The following is a 15,219-nucleotide window of genomic DNA, read 5'->3' as shown; positions in this document are numbered from 1 at the left end:
AGTTAAACAAAATGTATATGTTTGATAGTTAGTTGATTGTATTGCATTAATATGACTTTTATCTTTTTTCATTGCAAATGAGTTTACTGTACTATTTATTGATTATTGCGATGCTTAACTTACATGCGTAAACTTGGTGAAATATAACTAATGATACCGAAGGCCTATAATAAAAATTATCTAACCATAAATGATGTAATGTATCTATCTTTGAGGAAAAGTACATTCCAGCACCATGATCCGATTTGATTTCTCAAAAGATTATATCCTTGAAGATGACACGGCATTGCTGCGTCCTTTGCAAATTGAAGATTTGGAATATCTTGTGTATGTTGCCGGCCAACCAGCGGTCTGGAAATATTCTACTTTAAAGGCCGACACTCCTGAAGATTTAAATATATATATAGAAAAAGCACTTCAGGCACGTGTAGAAGGTAAGGAATATCCTTTTATAATATTCGATAAGCGTACAAATCAATATGCTGGTTCAACACGTTTTTATGATATAAAACTAAATCAGCACAACCTTAGTCTTGGATATACATGGTATGCACTCGAGCACCAGGGAACAGGGCTGAATAAACATTGTAAATACCTGTTATTTGACTTTGCCTTCGGACAGGGCTTTGAAAGAGTTGAATTTGCAGCAGATACTACAAATCAAAAAAGCATAGCAGCAATGAAAAGTCTGGGCTGTACTGAAGAAGGTATTCTGAGAAGTCATGTGATTCGTTTAGATGGGAGCAGGAGAGATACGATAGTGCTAAGCATGTTAAGATCAGAATGGGAACAAACTTATAAATATGAATTAGAACAAAAAATATATGCTACAAAGTGACTTATTTCAGATAGAAAATGAAATTCAATGGGAAGATCTTGGAAATGGAATTAAAAGACAAGTGTTTGGTTATGACGATAGGATAATGCTTGTTAAAGCAAAATTTGAAACTGGAGCGGTTGGAGAATTACATCAACATCACCATACTCAGGTTACTTATGTAGACAGTGGCTCGTTTGAAATGACCATCGGTAATGAAAAGAGGATCATAAATAAAGGTGATGGTTATTATGTGCCACCAAATGTAATTCACGGATGTGTGTGTCTTAAAGCAGGTATACTTATAGATTCTTTTACCCCACATCGGGAAGATTTTCTTTAAAACATAAGAGGGGTTATTTAACCCCTCCGAATGCTGCAAAACACAAGTTTTTATGTAAAACCTCAGTATCCCTAAAGCCAATTCGCTGCATCAGATTTAGCTGATATTTTATAGATCTTGGAGTATCTTCATATGCTATGTAATCAAATACTTTTTGCCGGTATTCCGGTCCGCCCAATGTCTCCAGATAATCGCCGTAATGTTTCTGAAATAAATTGTTTAGTGGTTCAGCATCATGTACGATCAGATCTGAAATCCAGAAACAACCTCCTGGTTTTAGCGCTTTGTACAATTTGCTGAAAACATGTTCCCAATCTTCATCCGTTCTCAAATGATGAAGTGTAGCGGCAGCAAGAATGATATCATATTGCTCATCTGCAAGATCAAGCTCTCGCATATCAATTTGTATCGTGGTTACTTTTCCGGTTGTTTCTAGCGAAACGCGCTCTTTGGCTCTTTCAAGCATAGGTAAACTCAAATCATTTAACGTGCAGTTTAGGTTAGGAATCTTACTGAGCATTTTCAATGTATAATTTCCTGCACCACAACCAATATCCAACAACTCCTTTGCATCCGGAACAATAAATTTAGCTGCATCAGTACAAAGTTCCATTGTCAGAGGTGCATCCAGGGTGGTTAATTGTCCTGTGTCGAGGTTTGAGAATCTTTCTACATCCTGGTCAAACCTTGTTTTAATCTCATCGTTTGTTGCTTTGTTGGCGTATTGTGTACTCATAATAATTGTTTTCTTCAAATGTGGCTATTGTTAAACACATTTAAAAGTTTTTTTATTCAAGCATAGGGGTAAAGTTAAAGTTCGTTGTCCTACTACCAAATCACAAAATACAAATGAATAATAACTCTAAAAAACAAAACATGAAAACGAACAAATTTTATCTAATGGTTGTGTTGATCTTGATATCAGTCAGCGCAGCAAACGCACAATCAAGTTTTAATCTGGGCTTAAAAGCAGGAGTGAATCATGCCACGCTACCGACCAGTTTCAAAGAAGTGAAGAACAAAGAAGGAAAAGCAGGTTATAATTTTGGGATATTTGCAAGGGTAGGTAATGATCTCTATTTTCAGCCCGAACTTAATTACACAGCATTTAAAAGCGAGTATACATATGCCGGAAATAACTACAAGCCTAAATTTAAACAAGCAAACATTCCTTTGATGGTTGGCTATAAACTGGTCAATACCGAGGCTCTAAATTTTAGAATTTCAGCCGGACCAGACTTAAGCTATACATTAAATAAAGTAGAGGGACCGTTACAGTTTGATTATAAGAAATTTTCAGCTGGTGGTGTGATCAATGCCGGTGTCGATATAGGAAGCTTAACATTGGATGCGCGTTATAGCAGAGGTTTTACGAAAATCAATAAAGGATTAGATGAAAAAACAGGAATATTTAACTTATCCGTAGGATTTAAGATATTTTAACGATTAAATGCTTAAAAAAACAAAAGCCAGGATTCATTCTGGCTTTTGTTTTTCATAGGAGATGATTATCTGATATTTATAGAGCGTGATAATATTTTAATTCTATCGTTGAAATAATTGTCGTAAACAAAGTACTAAAGAGTAACGTATCATTTTCATCGATAGAAGTAGAATTCTTGCAACAAAGATAGTATACGGTCATTTTCTCATCAACTGAGTAAATACGCAGTTGCAAATCACGTTACTTGTTTGGGTATAAAAAATAAGTAACATATATTTACTTTAATCCCAAATATATGATGAAGAAGATCCTTTCTATTGATGGCGGAGGAATAAGAGGAATTATTCCTGGAATGCTATTGGTTGCGCTTGAAGAGAAATTAAAACGTGAAAGTAAAAACCCTGATGCAGCTATTGTAGACTATTTTGACTTCTTTGCTGGTACAAGTACAGGCGGGATATTAACATGCCTTTTGTTATGTCCTTCTGAAGACCATCCAACTAGACCCAGATTCTCAGCCAAAGCAGCTCTTGATCTTTACTTAGAACATGGTAACGAAATATTTAAAATGAGCTTTTTTAAACGTCTACGTGCTAAACTTGGTCTCGCGGGAGAACGTTATAACAGTGCTGTATTTGAAAATGTATTGCATAAGTATTTTGGTGAAACAAAACTAAGTCAGCTCATCAAACCATGTATCATTAGTTCTTATAACATAGAACTAAGAAAAACACATTTCTTTAGACAACAAAATGCCATTTCAAGAGGTGATAGCAGGGATTTTTATCTTCGTGATGTGTGTCGAGCAACTTCAGCAGCACCTACGTATTTTAGTGTCGCAGAGATTCATTCCCTGGCTAATGTCAGGTATCCATTATTAGACGGTGGGGTATTTGCAACCAATCCTGCATTAAGCGGTTTAATTGAAGTGACCAAAGCATTTAATCAGACCAGAATAAATGACATTTACCTACTTTCATTAGGAACAGGTCGCTCCAGGAAATCTTATGATTATGATCATTTCAAAAAAAGCAGTGCAATGGCAATAGTTCCTGCATTGGTTGATATCATGATGAGTGGTGTAGCGGAAACCAGCGACTTCTTTCTTCAGCAGCTTTTCCATTCAGCTGGTAAGGAAAAGAACTATATCAGAGTAGAACCGAGAAGTCTTGAAAGTATTAAAGAAGGTCTTGATGCAGCAAGCCCATCAAACATAGAAAAACTTGTAGCCTTAGGTGATAGGACCGTTAGTGAAAATGAAGACACGCTCAGTCAGATTGCTAAATTTCTGGTAGAAGAACAAAAGCGTACCAGTGCTAAAATGCCTTGGGATTTTCTTAGAGTGGCACGATAACCATTAGACCGAAGTGATTTTACAAGCCTGGTAAAAACAGAATACAAACAATACGAAAGCAAGCAGTTTTAAGATACCAAGCGCAAATCTTATTGTCGCAGATTTTTGTCCCTTTTTAATGTTCATGATCATAAGTGCTATTTTATAATGCACGAAATTAACCAAAGGGTAATATTCCATCAACTGAGAAAATACGCAGTAACCAAGAAGGCCAGATATTCCGGCCTTCTGTGGATGTTAATAAATAGGGATATTAGGGTCTTTTTTAAGTAAAGCAATGATTGACTCATACTTGTAATTGATATATTACATAATCGTGCCTAAAAATAAAATACTCCCTATGTTACTCGTATATAGTTATTTGTCAAAAATACTTAATTTTAAAAGTGTTGATATTCTCTACACTTTGAGGAGAAAGTAAACAGATTAATTCATGTCGCGTTCTACTTTTCTTGCAGTACTTTTACCAGGCAAATAGATTTGGAAACCAACACCTAAACTAAGCCTATGCGCATAAGCACTACTGCCAAAACCGACAACCCCATTATACTTAAGTAAGCCCTCCAATCCGATAGAAGGGGTGACGAAATAAGTAAAACCAGGACCAAAGCTGAATCCTAATCCATTGGTAGAACCGCCCTGAGCTGGATTTACTCCATTAATTCCCACAGTAGCCTCACCAAAGAAGCGAGAATTGTTTACGACCTCATCAGCGCCTGTAGTACCATAGTATCTACCTAAAGCACCTATTCCGTAGTTGATATCAGTACCACCACCTTTTTGAGTACTCAATCCAAACAATACATCACCACCAAGAGCAAGGCCGTCTTGAACAAACCAGGCAGCTTTAGGATTGATTTCAAGTTCAAAAACATTTGGTTTGTCCAAACCGAAGTTTATTTTGCTGATGTTGGCACCCATCATTACATGCCCTTTTTGTATCTGTGCGCTTGCTCCAAACACCACTGCGATACCTAATGCGAAAGTCAAAGTTAATCTTTTCATAGTTTTAATTGTTTTAGTGGATTGAAACCACGTAGCGTAATAATTTAATTAAGTAATTAAAGCAATCAATACTATTACAGATATACAATTTAATTGTTTCCATTAAATGAAATTAGTGTCACAGGTAGTAAAAACGATGATCATTTAGTCAAATAATTCCAATTGGTCGGGGTTTCCAGACCTGGAATGTATTACAGGGTCACCAAAATTCGACATCGAAATTCCAAGTAACCTTACTTTTTTATTCTCAAGATCAACATTTTCAAGGAGTGATACAGCGGTGTCAAAGATATCCTGATAATCTCCAATTGCGTTAGAAAATGACTGATTGCGAGTAATTTGTTTGAAATCACTATATTTTATTTTAAGAGTTATTGTTCTCCCTTTGAGCTGATTCTTTGCCATCCTCGAGGATACTTTATCTGACAGTTTTCTTAGTTCGGTATGCATCTCCTCAACTGTAATCAGATCATGTTCAAATGTGTCTTCAGCAGCAAGGGATTTAATAGTCCTTTCTGATCTGACCGTACGCTCATCAATCCCTCTTACAATTTTGAAATAGAATTTTCCACTTTTACCGAAATACCTTACCAAATCATCTTCCGATAACCTTTTAAGATCAGCACCAGTATGCAGGCTCATGCTTTTCATTCTTTTTGCAGTTACCTTACCAACACCAAAAAAACGTTCAACCGGCAGCATTTCCATAAAACCTTCTATTTTTGAAGGACCTATAAATGTCAATCCATCAGGCTTGTTCATGTCAGAGGCGATCTTTGCCACAAATTTACTTGACGATACGCCCGCGGAAGCAGTAAGGTTAAGTTCATCTTTTATAGCCTGTTTAATTTGCTTAGCAATTTCCAATGCCGAACCAATACCTAGTTTGTCTTCTGTTACATCAAGATAAGCTTCATCAAGAGATAAGGGCTCAATGATGTCTGTATATCTGCTAAATATTTCCCTTATCGCAGTAGAAACGGCTTTATAAGCATCAAATCTGGGTCTTACAAAAATCAATTCAGCGCAAAGCTGTAACGCTTGTCGGGAAGGCATAGCGGATTTAACACCAAACTTGCGGGCTTCATAACTTGCGGTCGCAACTACACCACGGCCACTTGGCGATCCGCCTACTGCAATAGCTTTACCTTTATATTCAGGGAAATCCCTTTGCTCTACTGATGCATAAAATGCATCCATATCAATATGGATTATCTTCTTCATCATTGATAAATTTAAGCAAATCCCAATTCAAATGAAACAATGCCTGTTGCTTCGTGTTCTCTAGAAAATAAAACGCAGCACTATGGAAAATACACAAAATAAAGATCTTAATCCGCACGAATTCACGATAGAGATCAGTGGTGAACCTCAGGCAGTTCGTGTTGAGATCACAAAGCCAGGCGATTATGTGATTTATATCAATGGAGAGAGGACTGGGCATATTTACCCTATAATAGGAAGTACTACACTCAAATGGAGAAGTAAAGACCACATCAGTCAGGAACTGGTAGATGAAATCGGAAAACAAATCGAAACGTTGGAAAACAATCATCTTTAAGTCGGGATTCTACAACCTTTTATCAATGTATCAGCTATTATTTTTAGTAAAAAATAGATTATAACAAAAAATATTGTCGCAATTTACTAAATTAAAACTAATTATTTTAGTATTATTGCATACTGAATTAGTTATGTATGATATTAGTAAATGATATTTTTCACGGCAAAATAGAACTTCCGGGTATATTTGATGACCTTATGAACTCAATAGCAGTCAAAAGACTGGGACGAATACATCAAAGTGGTGCTATCTTTTTGGTCAATCCCAATATCTCCCACACTAGACTTGAACATTCTATTGGAGTGACGATCCTGATCAGGAAGCTGGGAGGTTCAGAATTAGAACAGATAGCAGGCTTACTACATGATATTTCCCATACTGCTTTTTCGCATGTAGGTGATTATGTGTTCGGCAATGCAGAGGAAAATTATCATGAACAAATCTTTGAACATACCCTAAAGAATTCAGATATACCTGAGATACTAGGTTGGCATGGCTATACTCTTGATCAAATACTAAATGGAAACTTTCTGATCCTTGAACAAGAATTGCCTGGCTTATGCGCAGATCGTATAGATTATACCATCAGGGACTCCTATCATGCTGGTTTAATTACCCGCTCAGCAGCCAGAGACTTTATCAAATACCTTAGTATTGAAAATGGAAGCATTGCAATTAACAACACAGAAAAAGCGGAGTGGATTAATGAACTCTATAAAAAATTGATTGATGAAGTATTTAATCTTCCTTTACATGTCTATGCCAACAGGAAATTAACAGAACTAATTAAGAAGGGCCTAGAGAAAAATGAATTATCGGCCGATGATCTTTCAAAAGATGATACTTATTTGCTCAATAAAATTAGAAGCACAGCTTCAGGATATGAAGGTATAAAAGCAATCCGACAACAAAGAGATTTTGATGTTTTTGTTAAGAAAGGTATGGGCTTGAAAATGAAAAACAGGCAATTAAATGCGCTGATTTAAACTCACATTCAGGATCTTAGTGATGTCCTGAATGTGGAGTTTTATTCTTTCTGATGAAAGACAAATAGAATGCAGTAGCCAAGATAATAACTACTAACCCTAATAAAACAAGTGTAATTTGTAATCCGTGTGCCGATTGTTGATGTTCCATATTTAAAATTTGATGAAGGTAAAAATAAAAAACAAATTTTATAATCATTAAAATACTTTAAATACCATTTAATCTATATAGGGTTTGTATAGATTTACTACGAGAATAATACAATTCTACCGGAATAAAAACCACAGATAATTTCTATATTGGCCGCTTCAACGAAGACTTCCTGAATGACATGTGCCTGAATATGATTTGGTTCTTGTCTGTGGGAGGTGTCGAAGAAATTTTACTAAAAGAATTATGATAAACACACTCTGGAGCTCTAAACCTCAAAACAAACTTTTACTTGCATTGGCCATTCCCTTACTGACGTCCGGTGCACCAGCATTCGCAACATTAAAAACACATACTGTACAAGTTGTCACGCAGCAAAATCAGAAAGTTATTAGTGCAAAGAAAATAAGCTCAACTGTTGTTGAGGTATTGCTTTCAAATAATCAGAAGCTGACATTAGACTTCTATGGTAATAATATCTTCAGGTTATTCCAGGACAATACCGGCGGCACTATACGTGATCCCGAAGCTAAGCCAGAAGCCAAAATACTTGTTGAGAATCCAAGACAAGCAGTCTCAAATCTAAACGTAAAGGATGAGAATAGCATTGTTACCATTTCTACAGATAATATTACTGTTCAGATAGACAAAAATACGACCCTTTTAAAAATCATTAATCAAAAGACCAAGGCTGTTCTTCTAGAAGAAGTAGCTCCTGTTAATTTTGAGAAAGGAATGGTGACACTGACACTAAAAGAGAACCCTCAGGAGTATTTTTACGGTGGTGGCGTACAAAACGGACGTTTCTCACACAAAGGAAAATCAATTTCTATAGAAAATCAAAATAGCTGGACAGATGGTGGAGTAGCTTCTCCTGCACCTTATTATTGGTCGTCCAATGGCTACGGTTTCATGTGGTATACTTTTAAAAAAGGTAAATATGACTTTGGAGCAAAAGAAAAAGGAACTGTAAAACTATCACACGAAACCGATTATCTGGATGTATTCTTTATGGCTGGTGATGGTCCTTCAGCATTGTTAAATGACTTTTACCAGTTGACAGGTAATCCTGTTTTGTTACCTAAATTTGGTTTTTATCAAGGTCATTTAAATGCCTATAACAGGGATTTCTGGAAGGAAGATGAAAAAGGAATTATTTTTGAAGATGGTAAGCGCTATAAAGAGAGTCAAAAAGATAACGGGGGTACAAAAGAATCTCTTAATGGTGAAAAGAACAATTATCAGTTTTCTGCACGTGCGGTTATAGACAGATATAAAAAGAATGATATGCCATTCGGATGGATACTTCCAAACGATGGTTATGGTGCTGGTTACGGACAAACAGAAACTTTGGATGGAAATATCCAAAACCTAAAAAACTTAGGTGATTATGCGCGTAAAAATGGTGTTCAAATAGGATTGTGGACGCAGTCTGACCTTCACCCTAAACCAGAAATAAGCGCCCTGTTACAACGCGACATTATAAAAGAAGTTAAAGATGCTGGTGTACGTGTATTGAAAACTGACGTAGCATGGGTAGGGGCTGGTTACTCATTCGGACTTAACGGTGTAAGTGATGTAGGTCAGATCATACCTAAATACGGAAACGATGCCAGACCTTTCATTATATCTTTAGATGGCTGGGCTGGTACACAACGTTATGCAAGTATTTGGTCTGGCGACCAGACTGGTGGTGTTTGGGAATACATTCGTTTTCATATTCCTACTTATTTAGGCTCCGGATTATCCGGACAACCAAATATTACTTCTGATATGGATGGAATTTTTGGTGGTAAAAATACCATCATCAATACCAGGGATTTCCAATGGAAAACGTTTACTCCAATGCAGCTAAATATGGATGGATGGGGTTCTAATGAAAAATACCCTCAAGCATTGGGTGAGCCGATTACTTCAATCAACAGAAATTACCTTAAGCTGAAATCAGAGTTAATACCTTACACTTATAGCGTTGCAAGAGAAGCGGTTGCAGGGTTGCCGATAATCAGAGCGATGTTTCTGGAGTATCCAAATGCGTATACGCAGGGAACCGCAACTCAATATCAATTTTTATATGGTCCTAATTTCCTAGTGGCACCTATCTATCAGGCTACACAATCAGATGAGACAGGAAATGACATCCGCAATGGGATCTACCTTCCTGAAGGTATCTGGTATGATTATTTTACAGGTGAGAAATATATTGGGAATAACATTGTAAATAACTTTGATGCCCCATTGTGGAAACTTCCTGTATTCGTTAAAAGCGGAGCTATTATACCTATGGCAAATGCCAACAATAACGTAACTGAGATCAACAAAGGGATCCGTAGTTATGAGCTCTATCCCGCAGGAAAAACATCGTTCAAAGAATATGATGATGACGGAATGACGGAGCAATATAAATTAGGCAAAGGTGTGTCTAACTTGATTGAACTTGAAGTTGACAAAAAGAACCGCGCTATCGTAACCGTTCGTCCTGCTGAAGGTAATTTCGATGGTTTTGTAAAAGAAAAAGCAACGGAATTCGTCGTTAATGTAACTGCAAAACCAAAAAAGATAAGTGCGAAGATCGGAAACAATAAAGTGAAGCTGGTCGAAGCAAAATCTAAGGAAGAATTTGTAGGCAAAGACAATGTATATTTCTATGACGCGACTCCTAACTTAAACAGGTTCTCAACTAAAGGAAGTGAATTTGAAAAAGTAATCATCGCTAAAAATCCTCAGGTATTGGTTAAAGTAGGCGCTACAGACATTACCATAAATCCGGTAACTGCTACTATTGAAGGTTTCAAATTTGATCCTGCAGATAGAAAACGCATATCAACAGGTCCGCTTGCTGCTCCTTTAAATGCCCGCATTACAGATAAAAACACTGAGGCGTATACATTGAAGCCAACATGGACAAAAGTTAGCAATGCCGATTACTATGAAATTGACTTTAATGGCATGAACTATACCACCATTAAGGATACTGCACTGTTATTCGAAGGGTTAACGGCCATCACGCCATATACATTTAAGCTGCGTGCGGTGAACAAAGATGGCTATTCCGACTGGACCGAGATTAAAGCTACTACTAAATCTAATCCTTTAGAATTTGCAATACAGGGCATTGTAGCCGAAACGAGTGTAGATAACCAGGGTGGAGCAGGAACTAACAAGCTATTTGATTTTGATGAGAGCACTACATGGCACACTAAATATAGTACCAAAGCAGTTCCTTTTGAGATGATTATAGACCTGAAAACAATCAATCAATTGGACAAATTCCACTACCTGCCACGTTCAGGAAAAGGCAATGGTATCTTATTGAAGGGTACAGTATCATATAGCAACAATAAAGAAAACTGGACAGAAGCTGGTCCGATTGATTGGGAAAATACAGATGCAGTGAAAATCTTCAATTTCGCAGGTCATCCGTCAGCCCGTTATATAAAAATCAATGTTACTGCAGGTGTTGGCGATTACGGATCAGGTCGTGAGTTATATGTGTTCAAAGTTCCGGGTACTGAAAGCTACCTTCCTGGTGATATTAACAATGACCGTTTGATCGATAAGAATGACCTGACTTCTTATACTAATTATACCGGATTAAGAAAAGGGGATGCAGATTTTGAAGGTTATATCAGTAATGGCGATATCAACAAGAATAACCTGATTGATGCTTATGACATTTCGGTAATGGCGACTCAGCTTGAGGGCGGTGTTGACAACCGTAAAGTTGATAAGTTGGCAGGTAAACTTCAAATCAGTACAGTAAAACAAAACTATAACAAAGATGAGATCATTGAAGTTAAAGTAAAAGGTGTTGATCTTATGTCCGTAAACGCATTAAGTTTTGCATTGCCTTACAATCCTCAGGATTATGAATTTGTAGGTGTACAAGCTTTAAATATGAAAAATCTGGATAATCTGACTTATGACAGGTTACATACCAATGGTGTTAAATCTTTATATCCAACTTTTGTAAATCTGGGTAAAAAAGAAGCACTGACAGGCACTTCTGATTTGTTTATATTGAAATTAAAAGCTAAACGTAAAGTTAAGTTTGAACTTAAAGCTGTAGATGGATTGCTGGTCGACAAGAATTTAAATTCACTTAAATTCTAAGACCTGCATTTATGAAAAAATGTTTAATTCTATTCATTTTTTCTGCTTCGCTTGCTTTTAGCACGAAAACTTACAGTCAGTCATTTGATTATAAAGCCCTGGAAAAGATTACTTCCGGGGCTTTGTCTAAAGCATATTCCGCCAGTGTGAGGATGTGGGGATATGACACTGTAAAGAAGCAGCAAAATAGTGCTCAGTTTAGCGGGGTAGTGGTAACAGCCGAAGGACATATCCTTACAGCGGCCCATGCTACCGTGCCGGGCAATACTTATAAAGTATTTTTCCCTGATGGTCAGGAGCGAATTGCTGTTGCCTTAGGAAGAATAGGCTTCAAAGAGAAGCAGAACCTGCCGGATGTGGCCATGATGAAGATCATTGGCAACGGAAAATGGCCTTTCGCAGAAATGGGTTGGTCTTCGAGTCTCAAGACAAACGAACCTTGTGTCAGCATTGCCTACCCAGAAACATTAAGCCAGTCTAAACCTAGTGTAAGATTTGGTCGGATTTCTGTACCTATGACGCAATGGGGCTTCGTACAGTCTACCTGCAAAATGGAGCCCGGTGATTCCGGAGGTCCTTTGTTCGATTACATGGGACGTGTAATAGCCCTTCACAGCCGAATAGATAAACCGGAAGATGTTAACTTTGAAGTACCGGTCGATCTGTACAGAAAATATTGGACTGCCTTAAATAAATCCATAGACTACGATAAACTACCCGATGAAGAGAACGATGTTTTATCAGACCCTTTCGCCAACAAGATCATTACCATACCTGCATTAGAAAACATAGGTAATCAATTTCTGAATTTGGAATCTAAATTTAAAGGAACGAGTTTAGTCATTAAGAGTGTGCTTAACGGAAAAGAACAACAAGCCTTAGGTGCCTTATTTCTATTGGATAAGATGCTCGTAAAAAGCGGTATGAGGAGCGGTAGTTTTATTATCGGTAAAAGCACTTTGATCGGCAACAATCCTATCGTTAATCTTGGTTCAGGAAAGCTGATAAAGGCAGTTGTCGTTGCCCGTGATAAAAGCAGCGATCTTGTCTTACTTCAGTTGCCAAAGAAACTTAAAACAGGCATTACCGCAAAGATGCTGAAGGATACATCGGCTATTCAGTTTAATGAACTTGGGAAGTTTCTACTTTCAGCTTTGCCTGGCCAAACTAGCAAAGTTAGCGTACTCGGTAGTCAACTCTTCTCTTTACCGAGGAAATTCAGTTCGGGTTATTTTGGTGCGAATGCAACCTTTATCAATCAACAGATTATTTTAACACGGGTTACTCCAGGTAGTCCGGCAGCAGATAAATTAGAATTACAAGATCAGATCACGGGTATTAATGGTACTCCGATCAGCCAGCCGCCACAGTATGGTGCTGAGATCATGAAATATGCTCCGGGCGACACAATTTCCATTCAGGGCGTACGCAAAGGTGTACCATATAGTCTTCCGGTAGCACTCACCGTTGTGCCGGTAAGAGGCAATCATCCAGCTGATAAAATAGAAGGTGGTAAAAGTATCAGGCTCGATGATTTCAAAAGCGTATTTACACACGATGCTGCAATTTCTGCCGCGGAATGTGGCGGGCCTTTGTTCGATGCCAATGGCCGGTTTTACGGAATTAATATCGCCAGATTTAGCAGAACAAGCATTCTGACTATTCCAGCGGGAACAATATATGACTTTTTAAAAGACTCATTATAAAATCTCAACAGTCTTTAATATAAGTGATTGTTGATGTTATTATTAAAAAGACCGTTTCGTAAAAAAGGTTTGCTCGCTAAACATTAGTGAGTTTTTATTGCAAAACTCTATTATGCTTCTTTTTCCTTTTTCTCCAATTGAATAAATCATGTTCAAATCTTTGTGATGCAGCCTACTTAGGTCTCTGACATAAAGAATTCCTACCTGAATTAAAGCATTTTTGGTTCGGGTAGAGAATTCCTTCACCTCCCTGATCGAGTAGTTTTTTATATTCATTAAGCAGTTTAGTTAGTTGATGCATTGGCTAATTCTGGAAACCAATTATCGCTATGCATTTATAGTACAATTCTAAATAAAAAATACAACAAAAGAAAGTAAAATATTAGTATTTGTAAACTTTTAAGCTCTACGTTTTCTATATACTTATAAGGTTTTGATAGTGTTAGGTGCCTTTTACTAAATTTAGGCTGATATTGACAAATGTTTAAAAATTCAAATTGTTTAATATTTGTAAATATTATGTCTTTTTCTGTACCTTGTAGTCAAATAAAAAACAACACCAAATGAAAAAAGAGAATGCCGAAATAGGTAGGCTCGTTATCTCGACAGAGCTCAGCGAGGAGATATCTCTTGATCATGTAAGCTGCAACGAATTAAAACAACCAAGAGATCCCTCGGTAACTCAGTATGAGGATGAACCTAAACCTACTTTTTTAAAACTATCTCTTTAACTTAAACCACACAAATGAACAGAAAAGATTTTTTAACAAAAACCGGACTTGCAGGAGGTACCTTGCTTTTTGCCAGATTTCCGGAACTTAGTACTGAAGACCAGCAAGTAAACCCCGAAGCTAAAAAAATCAGGTTCGGGATGATCACAGATCTCCATCATGACATCATGCACGATGGTATCGACAGACTATCTGCATTTATTAAAGAAATGAATGCTGAATCGCCTGATTTCATCATACAGGGTGGCGACTTTTGCGTACCTAAGAAAGCCAATACACCATTACTTGACGTCTGGAACCAATTTAAGGGGGATAAATATCATGTAATTGGCAACCATGACAACGACGGCGGATACACACGCGATCAGGTAGTCGAATTCTGGAACTCGAAATCAAAATACTACTCATTTGATAAAAATGGATTTCATTTCGTCGTATTGGATGGAAATGAGCATAACGAAAGTCCGGACCGTCCAAAAGGTTATGCCAGGTACATTTCTCAAATACAACTAAACTGGCTAAAAAAGGATCTGGATGCTACTACTTTACCAACCATAATTTTTTGCCATCAGGGAATAGACAATGATTCCGGTGGTTTAGAAAATGGCACTTTATTGCGCTATACTTTTGAGCAGGCAAATCAAAAAGCTGGCAGACAAAAAGTAATCCTCGTGCTTAGCGGTCATCACCATCAGGACTACTACAACCACATCAATGACATCCACTACGTCCAGATCAATAGCGCGTCCTACAGCTGGCTGGGTGATGATTATAAAGAGGTTAGATACTCTGCAGAAATTGATAAAGCTAAGCCTTATATCAAATACACGGCACCCTATAAAGATCCAATATGGGCAATGATCGAAATAGAACACAACGGCAGGATTAAAATAAAAGGTAAAAAATCAGTGTTTGTTGGTTCATCACCGGAAAAACTGGGCGTAAAAATGGAGACTGTCATATATCCAATTGTCCCTTATATATCAGATAGAAAACTAAGTTAGG

General features: G+C 37.2%; 14 protein-coding genes. 10 read left to right on the top strand and 4 right to left on the bottom strand.

Translation table 11 applies throughout. The features are described 5' to 3' along the window. Nucleotides 1-235: 235 nt before the first annotated feature. On the top strand, nt 236-838 hold the full coding sequence (locus tag R2Q78_RS02450; protein WP_316788547.1) for a GNAT family protein: 603 nt from the start codon (nt 236-238) through the stop codon (nt 836-838). After that, entirely contained in the window at nt 825-1,160 is a 336-nt protein-coding gene (locus tag R2Q78_RS02445; protein WP_316788545.1) for a cupin domain-containing protein, read from the top strand. Before R2Q78_RS02450 ends, R2Q78_RS02445 begins: the two co-directional genes overlap by 14 nt. 13 nt (nt 1,161-1,173) lie before the next feature. Here R2Q78_RS02445 and R2Q78_RS02440 read toward each other — a convergent pair whose 3' ends face one another. After that, nucleotides 1,174-1,896: a class I SAM-dependent methyltransferase gene (locus R2Q78_RS02440; RefSeq protein WP_316788543.1), complete on the bottom strand. Its 723-nt coding sequence runs from the start codon at nt 1,894-1,896 to the stop codon at nt 1,174-1,176. A 140-nt stretch (nt 1,897-2,036) separates the two neighbouring features. On the opposite strand from R2Q78_RS02440, the gene R2Q78_RS02435 reads away from it, so the two are divergent. Both R2Q78_RS02435 and R2Q78_RS02430 read left to right on the top strand, forming a co-directional pair. Continuing rightward, nucleotides 2,037-2,603: a porin family protein gene (locus R2Q78_RS02435; RefSeq protein WP_316788541.1), complete on the top strand. Its 567-nt coding sequence runs from the start codon at nt 2,037-2,039 to the stop codon at nt 2,601-2,603. A gap of 296 nt (nt 2,604-2,899) precedes the next feature. Next, nucleotides 2,900-3,958 (top strand): patatin-like phospholipase family protein, encoded by a 1,059-nt coding sequence (locus R2Q78_RS02430; RefSeq protein WP_316788539.1) that lies wholly within the window; start codon nt 2,900-2,902, stop codon nt 3,956-3,958. 426 nt (nt 3,959-4,384) lie between these two features. Here the strand turns inward: R2Q78_RS02430 and R2Q78_RS02425 are convergent, their stop codons facing one another. Together R2Q78_RS02425 and dinB are read right to left on the bottom strand one after the other, a co-directional pair. Continuing rightward, on the bottom strand, nt 4,385-4,963 hold the full coding sequence (locus R2Q78_RS02425; protein WP_316788537.1) for a hypothetical protein: 579 nt from the start codon (nt 4,961-4,963) through the stop codon (nt 4,385-4,387). 144 nt (nt 4,964-5,107) lie between these two features. After that, nucleotides 5,108-6,187 (bottom strand): DNA polymerase IV, encoded by a 1,080-nt coding sequence (dinB, locus tag R2Q78_RS02420; RefSeq protein WP_316789988.1) that lies wholly within the window; start codon nt 6,185-6,187, stop codon nt 5,108-5,110. Between the two features lie 82 nt (nt 6,188-6,269). On the opposite strand from dinB, the gene R2Q78_RS02415 reads away from it, so the two are divergent. From R2Q78_RS02415 to R2Q78_RS02400, 4 genes are all read left to right on the top strand, one after another. Continuing rightward, on the top strand, nt 6,270-6,524 hold the full coding sequence (locus R2Q78_RS02415; RefSeq protein ID WP_316788535.1) for a hypothetical protein: 255 nt from the start codon (nt 6,270-6,272) through the stop codon (nt 6,522-6,524). A gap of 137 nt (nt 6,525-6,661) precedes the next feature. Beyond that, a complete protein-coding gene (locus tag R2Q78_RS02410; protein ID WP_316788533.1) occupies nt 6,662-7,513 on the top strand; it encodes an HD domain-containing protein in 852 nt (283 codons plus the stop codon). Between the two features lie 397 nt (nt 7,514-7,910). After that, nucleotides 7,911-11,777 (top strand): TIM-barrel domain-containing protein, encoded by a 3,867-nt coding sequence (locus R2Q78_RS02405; protein ID WP_316788531.1) that lies wholly within the window; start codon nt 7,911-7,913, stop codon nt 11,775-11,777. Between the two features lie 11 nt (nt 11,778-11,788). Beyond that, the gene (locus R2Q78_RS02400; protein ID WP_316788529.1) at nt 11,789-13,483 is read left to right on the top strand and encodes a trypsin-like peptidase domain-containing protein; all 1,695 of its coding nucleotides are present in this window, start codon (nt 11,789-11,791) and stop codon (nt 13,481-13,483) included. Between the two features lie 42 nt (nt 13,484-13,525). On the opposite strand, the gene R2Q78_RS21875 is transcribed toward R2Q78_RS02400, so the two are convergent. After that, nucleotides 13,526-13,759 carry a DNA-directed RNA polymerase subunit alpha C-terminal domain-containing protein gene (locus tag R2Q78_RS21875; protein WP_410478465.1) on the bottom strand — a complete coding sequence of 78 codons (234 nt, stop codon included), beginning with the start codon at nt 13,757-13,759 and terminating at the stop codon, nt 13,526-13,528. 287 nt (nt 13,760-14,046) lie between these two features. Between R2Q78_RS21875 and R2Q78_RS02395 the strand changes: the two genes are divergently transcribed. Together R2Q78_RS02395 and R2Q78_RS02390 are read left to right on the top strand one after the other, a co-directional pair. Then, nucleotides 14,047-14,214 carry a hypothetical protein gene (locus R2Q78_RS02395; RefSeq protein ID WP_316788527.1) on the top strand — a complete coding sequence of 56 codons (168 nt, stop codon included), beginning with the start codon at nt 14,047-14,049 and terminating at the stop codon, nt 14,212-14,214. A gap of 14 nt (nt 14,215-14,228) precedes the next feature. Next, nucleotides 14,229-15,218: a metallophosphoesterase family protein gene (locus tag R2Q78_RS02390; protein WP_316788525.1), complete on the top strand. Its 990-nt coding sequence runs from the start codon at nt 14,229-14,231 to the stop codon at nt 15,216-15,218. Nucleotide 15,219 lies beyond the last annotated feature (1 nt).

Origin of the sequence: Pedobacter frigoris (assembly GCF_032678645.1) — a bacterium.
Taxonomy (GTDB): domain Bacteria; phylum Bacteroidota; class Bacteroidia; order Sphingobacteriales; family Sphingobacteriaceae; genus Pedobacter; species Pedobacter frigoris_A.
Note: the sequence above shows the minus strand (reverse complement) of the source record. Positions and strands in the feature narration are given on the sequence as shown.